Source organism: Acidimicrobiales bacterium, assembly GCA_036399815.1.
GTDB lineage: Bacteria > Actinomycetota > Acidimicrobiia > Acidimicrobiales > DASWMK01 > DASWMK01.
The window spans coordinates 1-13481 of the sequence record DASWMK010000263.1; the positions used below are offsets into that span (position 1 = coordinate 1).

The following is a 13481-nucleotide window of genomic DNA, read 5'->3' on the forward strand; positions in this document are numbered from 1 at the left end:
CGGGCGGGAAGCGGTCGCCGCCACCGGGCGGCGGGCCGCCGAAGCCCGGGCCGGGCGGCGGTGGGGCCGTGCCCAGGATGGTCGTCGGCTCGTCGTCGCCGGGCCGGGGCGGGCCGCCGAGCCCGGGACCGCCCCCACCGGGCGGCGGGCCGCCGGGAGCAGGCGGAGGGCCGCCGAGGCCGGGACCGCCGGGACCGCCGGGACCGGGCGGAGGGCCACCGTCGCCGGGGCGGGGCGGGCCGCCGAGGCCGGGGCCGCCAGGACCGCCGGGACCGCCCGCACCGGGCGGCGGGCCGGCGGGAGCAGGCGGAGGGCCGCCGAGGCCGGGGCCGCCGGGGCCGCCGGGACCGCTCGCGCCGGGCGGGGGGCCGCCGGGGCCGGCTGCACCGGGCGGGGGGGCGGCGCCGCCGAGGGCGGACGAGGCGCCCCCTTGCGAGCCGGCGGGGGGCGGCGGCGGGGGCGGCGCGGCGGCGCCGGTGCCGGCCTCCTCGATCGTGGGCGACGGCGGGATCGGGGTGCCGACGACGGTGGGCTCGTCCGCCGCGGGCGCCGCTGGCGCCGCGACGGCGGCCCCGCAGTTCGGGCAGAAGGCGGCGCCGTCCGGCACACTCGCCCCGCAGCTCGTGCAGGTTCGCTCGCTCACCGGCGGCCTCCTCCGTAGTGCCCGGGCATGACGGCCCTCAATATGCCCGGTGCCGGCCCGGAGCGCGCGCACGACCGGCCGTGGGAGACTCCGGCCATGGACGACCGCCAGCTCGCGTCGGCGGCCGGGCTCACGAGGATCGCCATCGGCGCCGTCCTCGTGCTCGCCCCGGCCAGGGCCAACCGGATGTGGCTCGGGAGCGACGCCGACCGGCCGGCGACTCGCACCCTCATCCGCATGGTGGGCACCCGCGACGCCATCCTCGGCCTCGGGCTGTGGCGGGCGGCCAACGGCGGCCGGTCCACCAAGGCCTGGCTGGCCTACGCGGCGCTGGCCGACGCGGCCGACGGGCTCGCCACCCTCGCCGGCTGGCGGGGGCTGCGCCCGGGCGGGCGCACCGCGCTGCTGGGCGTCGCCGCCGCGTCGGCGGCGTCGACGGCGGCGCTGTCGGCGAGGGCCGACTAGCTCGTCAGGTCCGGCGCGAACCCCTGCCGCAGGGTGTTCTCGGTGACCACCCGCGGGTCGACGAACTGGAGCAGGTAGTCCGGGCCGCCGGCCTTGGACCCCACCCCTGACAGCGCGTACCCGCCGAAGGGCTGGCGGCCGACGACCGCCCCGGTGGTCGACCGGTTGATGTAGACGTTGCCGCCCCGGAGCCGCTCGGCGGCCTCCCGGATGCGGGCCGGCGACCGGGAGAACAGGCCGGCGGTCAGCGCGTAGTCCGTGTCGTTCGCGAGGCGGATGGCCTCGTCGAAGTCGGCCGCCCGCAGCACCGACAGCACCGGCCCGAAGATCTCCTCGCGGGCGATCGGCGCCTTGGGGTCGACGTCGGCGACGATCGTCGGCCCGACGTAGTAGCCGCCCTCGGGCAGGTCCTCGCGGGACAGCACGACCCGGCCCTGCTCGGGCGCCCGCTCGATCCAGGCGTTGATGCGCTTGTAGGCGTCGGCGTCGATGACGGGGCCCATCTGGGTCGACGGGTGGCGCGGGTGGCCGAGGATCAGCTCCCGGGTGGCGCCCACCAGCCGGTCGAGGACCTGGTCGTACACGGCGTCGAGGACGATGAGCCGGGAGGCGGCCGAGCACTTCTGGCCGGCGAAGCCGAACGCCGACACCACGGCGGCGGGGACGGCCTGGTCGGGGTCGGCGTCGGCGTCGATCACCAGCGCGTTCTTGCCGCCCATCTCGGCCACCACCCGCTTCACGTGCCGCTGGCCGGGCTGGAAGGCGGCCGCCTTCTGGTTGATGGCGAGGCCGACCTCCTTCGAGCCGGTGAACACGATGAAGGAGACGTCGGGGTGCTCGACGAGGCGGGCGCCGACGTCCTCGCCGATGCCGGGGAGGAACTGGAGCACGCCGCGGGGCACGCCCGAGTCGACCAGCGCCTCGACCAGCTTCCAGGACAGGGCCGGCGTCTGCTCGGCCGGCTTCAGGATGACCGGGTTGCCGGCGACCAGCGCGGCGACGGTCATGCCGCACGGGATGGCGAGCGGGAAGTTCCACGGCGCGATCACCACGCCGACGCCCTTGCCCCAGTAGCGCATGGCGTTGGCCTCGCCGGGGGGCGACTGGACGGTGCCGCCGCCGTCGAGGCGGAGCATCTCCCGGCCGTAGTACTCGCAGAAGTCGATGGCCTCGCACACGTCGGCGTCGGCCTGGTCCCACGGCTTGCCGGCCTCGTAGACCTGGAGGGCGGCGATCTCGGGGCGCCGGGCCCGCAGCCACTCGGCCGCCCGGAACAGGACGGCCGACCGCTCCCTGGCCGGCGTGTGCCGCCACTCCTCGCCGGCCTCGAGGGCGGCCTCGACGGCCCGGTCGGCGTCGTCGGCCGTGCACGAGGCGGACGTGGCGACGACCGTGTCCGTGTGGCCGGGGTCGACCGACGTGATGGCGTTGGTCGTCCGCACCCGCTCGCCGTCGATCAGCGCGGGCACGTCGAGCGGGAACGACAGCGGGGCCTGGTCGACGGCGACCGAGTAGGCCGCCCTCGTCGTCGCCCGCCGCCACTCGGCCGGCGGCTCGGGCTCGTAGGGCGACGGCCGGTCGACGTCGGTCGGCGGCACGCGGGGCGCGGTCGTCGGCCCCGGGATGCGGTCGACCCTCGGCGGGGCGATCAGCTCGTCGAGCGCCCGCCCCTCGGCGAAGCGGTGGCGCACGAACGACTCGTTCGACGTGTTCTCGAGCAGCCGCCGCACCAGGTAGGCCATGCCCGGCACCAGCTCGCCGACCGGCGAGTAGACCCGCAGGCGCAGGCCCATCCGCTTGATGGCCGCGTGCATCGGCTCGGCCATCCCGTAGAGCATCTGGATCTCGTAGCCGGTGTCGGCGATGCCCTTGTCCCTCGCGTAGGCGATGGCGTAGGCCAGCGACCGGAGGTTGTGGGAGCCGAACGCGGCCCGCACCTCGCCGTGGTGGTCGTGGAGGAGGCGGACGCAGCGCTCGTAGTTGGCGTCGGTCTCCTCCTTGCGCTCGTACACCGGCGACGGCCACCCCTGGGCCCGCGACTCGACGGTCTCGGTGTCCCAGTAGGCGCCCTTCACGAGGCGGACGGTGATCGGGCGGCGCCGGGACGACGACCAGGCGACGAGGTCGGCGAGGTCGTCGCGCGAGTCCTTCAGGTAGGCCTGGATGACGGTGCCGGCGTTGAGGTCGGCGAACTCGTCCTCGGACAGGAGCTTGCGGAACAGCGCCAGCGTGAGGTCCTTGGCGTCGTAGTGCTCCATGTCGAAGTGGACGTGGCAGCCCCGCTCGCGAGCCAGGCGCAGCAGCGGCCGCAGCCGGGTGGCGGCCGACTCGATGCCCTCCTCGCGCGACAGGGGCGCGTAGTGGGTCGCCAGCGCGGTCGGCTTCACGGAGAGGTTGACCCTGGGCAGGGGGCCGAGGTCGTCGCGCTCGAGGTGGTCGTCGGGCGCCCACCCGGCGGCGGCGTCGCTCAGCGCCCGCAGCATCTCGTCGACCCTGGCCGCGTAGTGGTCGGCCTCGGACTCGACGATCGTCTTCTCGCCGAGCAGGTCGACGGTGAACGCGCTGCCCGAGCGCCAGAGCCGGTGGAGCCCCTCGACGGCCTCCTCGGGGGTGGCCCCGACGATGAACTGCCCGGCCATCCGCATGATGTTCCGGCGGGCCACGTGGGCCGACACGGTCTTGCCGAACGGCACGTGGCCGGCGACGTCGATGCCGAGGTCGAGCGCCTTCGGCACCTCGACCCCGTCGAAGTACTCCTCGATGTGCCGCATGACGTCCTGGTCGTCGGTCATCGCCGGGAAGACGTCGGTGAAGCGGAACAGCTGGGTCTTGAACGCCGGCTTCGCCATCGCCCAGTCGAGCATCCGCTCGCTCCAGAACGACATGCGGAAGACCTTGGAACGCTCACCCGCCCCGAGCTCGGCGACCTGTCGAGCCAGGGCGGTGGTCTGGGCGTCGAGGGAGTTCGCCATCACCCCGAACGGTACTTGGTCAGGTCCCGTTCACCTTGGGAGCGACCTCGTCCCGCCAGAAGCGCAGGAACCCCTCCTGGTCGGGCCCGATCTGGTGGACGTAGACGTGGTCGTAGCCGGCGTCGAGGTACTCCCGGAGGCCGGAGAGGTGCTGGTCGGGGTCCGGGCCGACGGGGATCGCCTCGCGGACCATGTCCTCGGTGACGAGCTCGGCGGCCGACTCGAAGTGCGACGGCAGGGGCAGGTCCTGGCCGAGCTGGCCGGGGATGGCGAGGTTCGGCCACATCTCGGTCGCCGTGCGGACGGCCTCGTCCTCGGTCGCCGCCCAGCACACCGTCATCTCGCCGATGCGCATCCCGGTGCCGCCCTGGGACCCGTACTGCTCGAGCATCTCGGCGTCGGGGGTGGTGCCCCAGATGCCGTCGCCGATGCGGGCCGCCACCTCGGTCGACTTCCCGCCGGACGCGGCGACCACGATCGGCGGCAGCTCCTCGGGGAGCGTGTAGACGCGGGCGTTGTGGACGACGTAGTGGCGGTTCTCGAGCGTGGTCAGGTTGCCCTTCCACAGCTCGCGGATGACCTCGACGGCGTCCTCCAGCATCTCGAGGCGGACGTCGAGGGGCGGCCAGGGGTCGCCGAGGATGTGCTCGTTCAGCGCCTCGCCGGTGCCGACGCCGAGGAAGAAGCGCCCCGGCATCAGGTCGGCCGCCGTCGCCGCCGCCTGGGCGATGATCGCCGGGTGGATGCGGACCGTCGGGCAGGTGACGCCGGTGCCGACCCGCAGGCGCTCGGTGGCCTGGGCGATGGCGCCGAGAGTGCCCCACACGAACCCGGCCTGGCCCTGGGTGCTCGTCCACGGGTGGTAGTGGTCGGAGAGGCCCGCGAACGTGAACCCCGCCTCCTCCGCCAGCACGGCGTAGCGGACGAGGTCGCTCGGGCGATGCTCCTCGGAGGACAGGGCGTAGCCGATCTCAGCCATGCCCCCACCCCTTCCCCCCCACCGCCCGTATGATCCGCCCGGTCGTGAGCGACTGGTTCCTCGACCCCGGCGAGCGCGGGAACCCCGCGACGGACCTCGACCGCCGCCGTGGCGACGGCCGGGCCTGGACGGAGGGGAACCTCGTCGTGCCCCACGTGCACGGCGCCGTCTACTTCGCCCGCCTCCTCGAGGTGCTGTCCGGCCTCGGCCCCGGCGACCTCGTCCACCTGTGCGACTGGCGGGGCGACGCCGACGAGCGCCTCGACGGCCGGCCGGGGTCGGAGCTCGGCCGGGTGCTGGCCGGGCTGTGCCGTCGGGGGGTCGACGTGCGCGGGCTCGTGTGGCGGTCCCACCCCGACCAGGCCCGGCTGAGCGAGCAGGAGGCCGAGCACCTCGCCGAGGTGGTGAACGAGGCCGGCGGGGAGGTGCTCCTCGACGAGCGGGTGCGCTTCGCCGGCTCCCACCACCAGAAGCTGGTCGTGGTGCGCCGGGCCGGCAGCGAGGACGACGACGTCGCCTTCGTCGGCGGCACCGACCTGTGCCACACCCGCAGGGACGACGAGCGCCACCTCGGCGACCCGCAGGCCATCGCCATGAACCCCCGCTACACCGAGACCCCGCCGTGGCACGACATCCAGCTGGAGGTGCGGGGGCCGGCCGTGGGCGACCTGGCCCACACCTTCCGCGAGCGGTGGGACGACCCGACCCCGCTCGACCACCGCAACCCCTGGCGGGCGGCCATGCGGCGGGTGACCCGCGAGCCCCGCCACCCCCGCCCGCTGCGGCCCATGCCCGCCGACCCGGCGCCGGCCGGCCCGCACGCCGTGCAGGTCCTGCGCACCTATCCGGCCAAGCGGCCGGCGTACCCGTTCGCGCCGGAGGGCGAGCGCAGCGTGGCCAGGGCCTACCTCAAGGCGCTGCGCCGGGCCAGGCGGTTCGTGTACCTGGAGGACCAGTACCTGTGGTCGGCGACGGTCGCCGAGGCGCTGGCCGACGCCCTCCGCGAGCACGACCGGCTGCACCTGCTCGCCGTCGTCCCCCGCCTGCCCGAGCAGGCCGGCGTGCTGTCCGAGGCGCCCGAGCTGGTCGGGCACGGCCAGGCCGTCGACCTGCTGCGGTCGGCCGGCGGCGACCGGGTGGCCGTCTACGACGTCGAGAACCTGGCCGGCACGCCGGTGTACGTGCACGCCAAGGTATGCGTGGTCGACGACGTGTGGGCCATCGCCGGGTCCGACAACCTGAACCTCCGCTCCTGGACGCACGACTCCGAGCTGAGCTGCGCCGTGCTCGACGCCACCCGCGACGACCGGGAGCCGGCCGACCCCGCCGGGCTGGGCGACGGCGCCCGCCGGTTCCCGCGGGACCTGCGCCTGCGCCTCGCCGCCGAGCACCTCGGCCGGGACCCGGCCGACCCCGAGCTGGTGGACCCCGACCGGTGGTTCGCGGCGTGGCGGGCGTCGGCCGCCGAGCTCGAGGCCTGGGACCGGGGCGGGCGGCGGGGGCCGCGGCCGCCCGGCCGCGTCCGCGAGCACCGCCCCGAGGCCGTCCCCCGGTGGGCCGGCTGGTGGGCGAGGCCGGTGTACCGGTGGTTCGTCGACCCCGACGGCCGCCCCCGGGCGCTGCGGGGCACGGCCCACTTCTAGGGGCCGCCGCGACCTGGGACCGGAGGGCGGCGAGCGCGGCCCCTGGCGACCTAGGACCGGAGGGCGGCGAGGGCGGCCTCGGCCCGGCCGCGGGCGGCGTCGGCGGCCCTGGCCCTGCGCTCCTCGGCCGACAGCGCCGAGCGGGCCGCCCTGGCCGCCTCCCGCGCCTCGGCGAGGGCCGCCTCCGCGGCCTCGACGGCGGCCTCCGCCTCCTCGGCGGCGCGGCGGGCCTCGTCCACCCTGGCGGCCGCGGCGTCGGCCTCGGCCGTCGCCTCCTCGAGCGCCCGCCGGGCGGCGGTGTCGTCGGGCTTCGCCGGCGCCGCCCGCTCCTGCTTGCCCGCCGCCTTGGCGGGCTCGGGCTTCGCCTTCGCCGGGCGGATCGGGACGACGTCGGCCAGCATCCCGAGGTCGCCGAACCCGGCCACCTCCCGCTCCTTCTCCAGCCGCCCGGCGGCCAGCAGGTCGCCGACCTCGGGGTCGAGCACGGCGGCGTCCAGGGTCGCCTCCACGGCCGCCGCCGCGTTCGGGCCGGACGGGCCGAGCCTGGCGCGGGCCGCCTTGGCCAACGACCGCACGAGCGCCCGGCGCCTGGCCATCGCCTCGCGGAGGTCGCCGCCGTCGCCCCGAACGGCCGCCTCCTGGGCCGCCCGCAGCTCGTCGGCCACCCCGAGCAGGTCGCCGAGCTCGTCGGGCCGGTCGACCCGCAGCTGGTTCAGCGCCCACGCTACCCGGGACGGCCGGCGCAGCGCCTTGACGGCGGCCGCGCCCTCCCGGTCGCCGGCCTGGCGCAGCTGCTTGGCCAGCGCGTCGCGGGCGGCGACGAACCCCTCGGGCTCGGCCCGGTAGAGCCGGTCGACGGCCTCGTCGTCCACGGGGTATCACCTTCCCATGGCGAGAGCGATCTGGTCGGGATCGGTGAGCTTCGGCCTGGTCAACGTGCCGGTCAAGCTCCACGGGGCGGTGTCGCCGAAGGACGTCCACTTCCACCAGCTGGAGGAGGGCACCGGCGCCCGCATCCGCTACCAGCGGGTGTCGGAGGAGTCCGGCGAGGAGGTGCCCTACGACCACATCGTGAAGGGCTACGAGATCGCCAAGGGCACGTACGTGCCGATCGAGCCCGAGGAGCTGGAGGCGGTCGAGCCGGAGTCGACCCACACCGTGGACATCGAGGACTTCGTCGCCCTCGACGACATCGACCCGATCCACTTCGACGACGCCTACTACCTCGTCCCCGACGGCGCCGGCGCCACGAAGGCCTACGCGCTGCTGACCGAGGCCATGGAGCGGTCGGGCCGGGTGGCGATCGGCCGCTTCGTGATGCGGACCAAGCAGCACCTCGTCGCCCTCCGCCCCCTCGACGGCGTGCTCACGCTGCACACGCTCTACTACGCCGACGAGCTGGTCGACCGGGCCGACCTGGAGGGCGTCGCGGGGCGGTCGGCCGTCGGCAAGAAGGAGCTGGAGGCGGCCAGCCGGCTGATCGACTCGCTCACGACGGACTGGGACCCCGGCCGGTACCACGACACCTACCGCGAGGAGGTGCTCGACATGGTGCACCGCAAGGCCGAGGGCGAGGACGTGGTGACCGAGGCGCCGAAGGAGCACAAGGCCGAGGTGCTCGACCTGATGGCCGCGCTGGAGGCGAGCCTGGCGGGGAGGAGGGGCGGCGGCCGGTCGGCAGGGGCGTCGGGAAAGCCGGCGGCCAAGGCGAGCAAGGCGAGCAAGGCCGGCAAGGCCGCCAAGGCCGGTAAGGCGGCGAAGAAGCCGTCCTCGTCGAAGTCGGCGTCCTCGAAGACCGCGTCGTCGAAGACCACGTCGTCGAAGACGATGTCGGCGAAGAAGTCGTCGTCCAAGCCGGCGAAGAAGGCGGCGAGGAAGCCGGCCAGGCGGGCGAGGAAGAGCGCCTGACGTGGCCGCCGGGTCGCTCGGGCGCTACCGGGAGCTGCGGGACTTCCACCGCACCCCCGAGCCGAGCGGCGACGGCGACGGCGCCGCGCCCGTCGACCTGCCCCGCTTCGTCATCCAGCAGCACGACGCCACCCGCCTGCACTGGGACCTGCGCCTCGAGCACGACGGCGTGCTGCCCTCGTGGGCGCTCCCCCGCGGCGTGCCGTGGAGCCCCGACGACAACCACCTGGCCGTGCACACCGAGGACCACCCGCTCGAGTACCTGACGTTCTCGGGCGAGATCCCGGAGGGCAACTACGGCGCCGGCGCCATGTTCATCTGGGACACCGGCACGTACGAGGTCCACGAGTGGACCGACCGCAAGGTCGTGATCACCCTGCACGGCGAGCGGGCGACGGGGCGGTACGCGCTGTTCCAGACCAGGGGCCGGGACTGGATCATCCACCGGATGGACCCGCCGGCCGACCCGGAGCGCCGGCCCGTCCCCGCCGACCTGCGGCCGATGACCGCCCGTCCCGGCCGCCTGCCCCGCGACCAGGACCGGTTCGCGTTCGAGGTGCGGTGGTCGGGGCAGCGGGTGCTGGCCGTGTCGTCGGGCGGCGTGGTCGAGCTGCGGGACCCCGACGGGGTCGACGTGGCCGAGCGCTACCCCGAGGTGCGGCGGGTCGGGCGGGCCATCGGCTCGGTCGAGGTCGTGCTCGACGGGGTGGTGACCGACCCCAGAGGCGGCGACGCCGTCGCCCGCCGGGCCGACGTGCGCAGCGACAGCGGGTGGCGGCGCCTGGCCGAGCGGGCCCCGGTCACCCTCGTCGCGTTCGACCTGATCTGGCTGGACGGCCATCCCGTCACCGACCTGCCCTACGAGAACCGCCGCCGCCTGCTGGAGGAGCTCGACCTGGCCGGCCCGGCCTGGCAGGTGCCGGCCGCCCACGTCGGCGACGGGACGGCGCTGCTCCAGGCGGCGCGGGCCAAGGGCCTGTGGGGGCTCGTCGCCAAGCGCCTCGACAGTCCCTACCGGCCGGGCCGGCGGTCCGACGACTGGCGGGAGATCCGGGCCTGACCGCCCGGTTCAATCAGCAGTAAAACCACGCCGCCCGACCGCCCGTACTACCGGGCCGATGGGGACCCGCGTTGGGCGCGCCGTGGCCGCCGTCGTGGTGCTGGGCGCGGGCGCGACCCACCTCGTGCTGTGGCTCGCCGGGTACGGCGACCAGCCCGAGGTGCGCGCCCTGTCGCTCGTCGACGTGGCCGGCGGCGTGGCCATGGCCGCCGCGCTGCTCACCCGGCCGAAGCCGTCCTACGCCGTCGCCGCCCTCGCCTTCGCCGTCGCCGCCCTCGCCGGGTTCATGCTGGCCTGGACCCCCCGGCTGGTCGGCGTCGACGGGGCGTCCGTCGAGACGGGCGGGCTCGTCGCCGTGCTCGCCAGGGTGGTCACCGTCGCCGTCGCCGCGCTGTGGTTCCGGGCCACCCACCCGGCCGTGCCGGTCGGCTACAGCGAGCCCAGCCGGTCGAGCAGCGGCACCAGGATCCGGTAGGTCAGCCCCCAGAGCTCGTGCTCGCCGACGCGCAGGAACGGGGTGGTCCTCGGCTCGGGCCAGGTCGGGAACGTCATCTCCCGCTCGCCCCGGTTGGCGGGGTCGGCCAGCTCCCGCACCGGGACGGTCACCACCTCGGCGACCTCGCCCTCCTGGGCCACCCACTCGGCCGGCGGCGCCACCCGGGCGAGCACCGGCCACACCCGGAACCCGGTGGTGCGGGTCTCCACCGGGTCGAGCTCGGCGACCACCTCCACCGACGCCGGGTCGAGGCCCACCTCCTCCTGCGCCTCTCGCAGGGCGGTGTCGACCATCGACCGGTCGCCCGGCTCCCGGTTCCCGCCCGGGAGGGCCAGCTGGCCGCCGTGCACCCCCCTCGCCCCCCGGCGCACGAGCACCAGCCGGCGCTCGCCGCCGTCGTCCGCGAACACGGCGACGAGGACGGCCGCCTCCTTGCGCTCCTCCGGCCCGGCGTCGCTCACGACCACGACTCCCGGAGGCGGAAGCGCTGCACCTTGCCGGTCGCCGTGCGGGGCAGGGCGTCGACGAAGCGGACGGCGGCGGGCGCCATGGCCTCGCCGAGCGCGGCGGCCACGTGGGCGGTGAGCTCGGCGGCCAGCGCCTCGCCGGCCTCGCCCGGGCCGCCCTCGCGCACGACGACCCAGGCCACCGGCCGGCGCCGGCCGGGCCCGACGTCCACGCCGGCCACCCCGGCCTCCCGGACGGCCGGGTGGGTGCCGAGCGCCTCCTCGATCGGGAAGGGCGCCACCTCGGCCCCGTCCTGGAACCACGTGTCGTTCGCCCGGCCGACGTACCAGAACACGCCGTCGCCGTCGCGCCGGTACCGGTCGCCGGTGACCAGCCAGTGGCCGAGGATGGCGTCCTTCGACCGGTCGCGGTCCCTGGCGTAGTGCGAGCACACCGACCCGCCCCGCACCAGCAGCTGGCCGACCTCGCCGTCGGCCACGTCCCCGCCGTCGTCGTCCACCAGCCGGGCCTCGTAGCCGGGCACGACCTCGCCGCTCGACCCCGGCCGCACCCGCCCGGGCCGGTTGCACAGGTAGACGTGGAACGCCTCGGTGGACCCCGTCCCCTCGAGGATCTCGACGCCGAAGCGCTCCCGGAAGCGGCGGTGCAGGTCGGCCGGCAGGGTGTCGCCCGACGACACGGCCAGCCGCAGGGCGGGCGCCTCGACGGCCGCCTCGTCCTCCAGCAGGGCCCGGTAGTTGGCCGGCCGGGCGAACAGGACGGTCGGTCCGTCGTCCCGCAGCACGGCGGCCACGTCGGTGCCGAGGACGGTCGACGCCCCGGCGGCCAGCGGGAAGACAATGCTGTTGCCGATCCCCGACGGCGAGGTCATGCGGGCCACCGAGAACGTGCGGTCGCCGGGGCCGAGGCCGAGGACGCCCGACCCGAAGCCCGACCAGCAGTGGGCCATGTCGCCGTGGAGGTGCACGGCCGCCTTCGGCCGCCCGGTCGTCCCCGACGTGTAGAGCCAGAAGGCGGGGTCGTCGCGGCTGGTCGCCTCGGCGCCGGCCCACGGCTCGGCGGCGTCGACGGCGGCGGCGAGGTCGGCGGCCGGCACGGTGTCCCGCCCGCAGGCGGCGGCCACCTCGCGAGCGGCCACGGCCAGGCGGGCGCGGGAGTGGGCGACGAGGTGGGCGTGGTCGGCGAGGCCGGGGCGGTCGGGCGCGGGGACGACGACGGCGCCGGCCAGGAGGGCGCCGAGCACGGCGGCCAGCAGGTCGGGCCCGTCGGGCAGGGCGAGCAGCACCCGCTCCTCGGGCCGCACCCCCCGCTCCCGCAGCACGGCGGCGGCCCGGGCGGCCCGGTCGGCGACCTCCTCGTAGGTCAGGTCGACCCCGCCGGACCGCACCGCGACCCGCCCGCCGTCGCCTCGCGCCTCGGCGCCGGCGAGGAGCCAGGCGGCCAGGTTGAACGCCTCGGGGACCTCCACGCGCACCTCCTCGCCGGGGCAGGACCGGCCCATTGTGCCGCTATGGTGGGGCGCAGCGAACGCGCCAGGAGACCAAGGGGGGACGGTCCGTGCGGATCCGCCACGGTCTGATCAGCTCCGACTCGCACGCCAACCTGCATCGCGACGCCTTCGTCGAGCGCATGTCCGCAGCCCGGTGGGGCGACCGCGTCCCCCACGTGCGGGAGGTCGACCTCGACGGCCGGCGGGTCGAGCGGTGGGTGGTCGACGGGCGGGTGGCCAGCCGGCGGGCGGTCGTGAACTGCGCGGCCGTGATGGACGACCCCCTGCGGCGCACGTTCCCCCAGCGCTGGGAGGACGTGCCGCCCCGGGTCTACGACCCGGCGGCCCGCCTCGTCGCCCTGGACGAGGACGGCGTGGACGGCGAGGTGCTGTTCTTCAACGACCCGGTCGACAGCGCCAGCGTGCCCTTCGGCGGCGAGCCGGAGTTCGAGCTGGCCTGCGTGCAGGCCTACAACGACGGGCTGGCCGACTGGCGGCGGGTGAGCGACCGGTACGTGCCCCTCGCCCTGCTCCCCTGGCGGAGCGACATGGCGACCGTCGTCGCCGAGGCCCGCCGCGCCGTCGGGCTCGGGCACCGGGGCATCGTCATGCTGGCCGAGCCGAGCGCCTCGGCGGAGTGGCTGCCCCACTTCAACGACCGGGCCTGGGACCCGCTGTGGGCGGCCTGCGAGGAGCTCGGCGTGCCCATCCACTGGCACGCCCACGCCGGCATCCGCCTCCTCCCGCCCCGCTGGGAGGACAACCAGGCCCTCCGGCGCACGGCGGCGTTCTCGGTGCAGCCCCAGTACGTCGCCAGCTTCGTGCTGTCCGGCGTGGCCGACCGCTTCCCCGGCCTCAAGCTCGTGTGCGCGGAGACCGGCATCGGCTGGCTCCCGTACGTGATGGACGCGGCCGACCACGCCTGGGAGCGGGGGCGGCTCTGGCGCCACGGCGTGCCGACCCGCCCGAGCGAGGTGGTGAGCCGCCAGGTGCACGCCAACTTCTGGTACGAGCGCTGGGGGGTCGAGCTCCGGTCGGTGATCGGGGTCGACAACCTGATGTGGGCGTCGGACTACCCCCACGGCACGTCCACCTATCCCGACTCGTGGGCCCTCGTCGAGCACGTGATGGAGGGCGTGGGGGACGAGGACCGGGCCCGCCTCCTCCACGGCAACGCCGAGCGGCTCTACGCGCTGGCCGCATGACGGTCGTCGTCGAGGGCACCGAGCACCGGTTCGTCTCGGTCGACGACCACGTCGTGGAGCACCCCGGCGTGTGGGAGGAGCGGGTGCCGGCCGGGCTGGCCGGCCGCGCTCCCAGGGTCGAGGAGGTGGACGGCGGCCGGCAGGTGTGGGTGG

General features: G+C 76.0%; 11 protein-coding genes. 6 read left to right on the plus strand and 5 right to left on the minus strand.

Going from position 1 to position 13481, the window contains the following annotated elements:
* Window positions 1–739: 739 nt before the first annotated feature.
* Window positions 740–1108 carry a hypothetical protein gene (locus VGB14_19970; GenBank protein HEX9995209.1) on the plus strand — a complete coding sequence of 123 codons (369 nt, stop codon included), beginning with the start codon at window positions 740–742 and terminating at the stop codon, window positions 1106–1108.
* On the opposite strand, the gene pruA is transcribed toward VGB14_19970, so the two are convergent.
* The gene (pruA, locus tag VGB14_19975; protein HEX9995210.1) at window positions 1105–4080 is read right to left on the minus strand and encodes an L-glutamate gamma-semialdehyde dehydrogenase; all 2976 of its coding nucleotides are present in this window, start codon (window positions 4078–4080) and stop codon (window positions 1105–1107) included. The genes VGB14_19970 and pruA overlap by 4 nt on opposite strands.
* Before the next feature lie 19 nt (window positions 4081–4099).
* Complete coding sequence (locus VGB14_19980; GenBank protein ID HEX9995211.1) at window positions 4100–5059, minus strand: TIGR03557 family F420-dependent LLM class oxidoreductase; 960 nt, start codon at window positions 5057–5059, stop codon at window positions 4100–4102.
* A gap of 44 nt (window positions 5060–5103) precedes the next feature.
* Here VGB14_19980 and VGB14_19985 point away from each other — a divergent pair, with 44 nt between their 5' ends.
* The gene (locus VGB14_19985) at window positions 5104–6702 is read left to right on the plus strand and encodes a phospholipase D family protein (protein ID HEX9995212.1); all 1599 of its coding nucleotides are present in this window, start codon (window positions 5104–5106) and stop codon (window positions 6700–6702) included.
* Between the two features lie 50 nt (window positions 6703–6752).
* Here VGB14_19985 and VGB14_19990 read toward each other — a convergent pair whose 3' ends face one another.
* The gene (locus VGB14_19990) at window positions 6753–7574 is read right to left on the minus strand and encodes a hypothetical protein (GenBank protein ID HEX9995213.1); all 822 of its coding nucleotides are present in this window, start codon (window positions 7572–7574) and stop codon (window positions 6753–6755) included.
* Window positions 7575–7590: 16 nt separating this feature from the next.
* On the opposite strand from VGB14_19990, the gene VGB14_19995 reads away from it, so the two are divergent.
* From VGB14_19995 to VGB14_20005, 3 genes are read left to right on the plus strand one after another with little or no spacing between them, the layout of a single operon-like run.
* A complete protein-coding gene (locus VGB14_19995; protein ID HEX9995214.1) occupies window positions 7591–8610 on the plus strand; it encodes a Ku protein in 1020 nt (339 codons plus the stop codon).
* A 1-nt stretch (window position 8611) separates the two neighbouring features.
* Window positions 8612–9670, plus strand: a complete 1059-nt coding sequence (locus VGB14_20000) for a DNA polymerase ligase N-terminal domain-containing protein (GenBank protein HEX9995215.1) — start codon at window positions 8612–8614, stop codon at window positions 9668–9670.
* A gap of 58 nt (window positions 9671–9728) precedes the next feature.
* A complete protein-coding gene (locus VGB14_20005; protein HEX9995216.1) occupies window positions 9729–10145 on the plus strand; it encodes a hypothetical protein in 417 nt (138 codons plus the stop codon).
* Here the strand turns inward: VGB14_20005 and VGB14_20010 are convergent.
* Window positions 10100–10627: a CoA pyrophosphatase gene (locus VGB14_20010; GenBank protein HEX9995217.1), complete on the minus strand. Its 528-nt coding sequence runs from the start codon at window positions 10625–10627 to the stop codon at window positions 10100–10102. The two genes, VGB14_20005 and VGB14_20010, sit on opposite strands and share 46 nt — an antisense overlap.
* On the minus strand, window positions 10624–12102 hold the full coding sequence (locus VGB14_20015) for a benzoate-CoA ligase family protein (GenBank protein HEX9995218.1): 1479 nt from the start codon (window positions 12100–12102) through the stop codon (window positions 10624–10626). Before VGB14_20015 ends, VGB14_20010 begins: the two co-directional genes overlap by 4 nt.
* A gap of 89 nt (window positions 12103–12191) precedes the next feature.
* Between VGB14_20015 and VGB14_20020 the strand changes: the two genes are divergently transcribed.
* Window positions 12192–13328 carry an amidohydrolase family protein gene (locus VGB14_20020; protein HEX9995219.1) on the plus strand — a complete coding sequence of 379 codons (1137 nt, stop codon included), beginning with the start codon at window positions 12192–12194 and terminating at the stop codon, window positions 13326–13328.
* Window positions 13329–13481 lie beyond the last annotated feature (153 nt).

Bases quoted from the DNA above. Each gene is read 5' to 3' on its own strand.
- VGB14_19970 (HEX9995209.1), top strand. From the start codon at position 740: ATGGACGACCGCCAGCTCGCGTCGGCGGCCGGGCTCACGAGGATCGCC.
- pruA (HEX9995210.1), bottom strand. From the start codon at position 4,080: ATGGCGAACTCCCTCGACGCCCAGACCACCGCCCTGGCTCGACAGGTC.
- VGB14_19980 (HEX9995211.1), bottom strand. From the start codon at position 5,059: ATGGCTGAGATCGGCTACGCCCTGTCCTCCGAGGAGCATCGCCCGAGC.
- VGB14_19995 (HEX9995214.1), top strand. From the start codon at position 7,591: ATGGCGAGAGCGATCTGGTCGGGATCGGTGAGCTTCGGCCTGGTCAAC.
- VGB14_20005 (HEX9995216.1), top strand. From the start codon at position 9,729: ATGGGGACCCGCGTTGGGCGCGCCGTGGCCGCCGTCGTGGTGCTGGGC.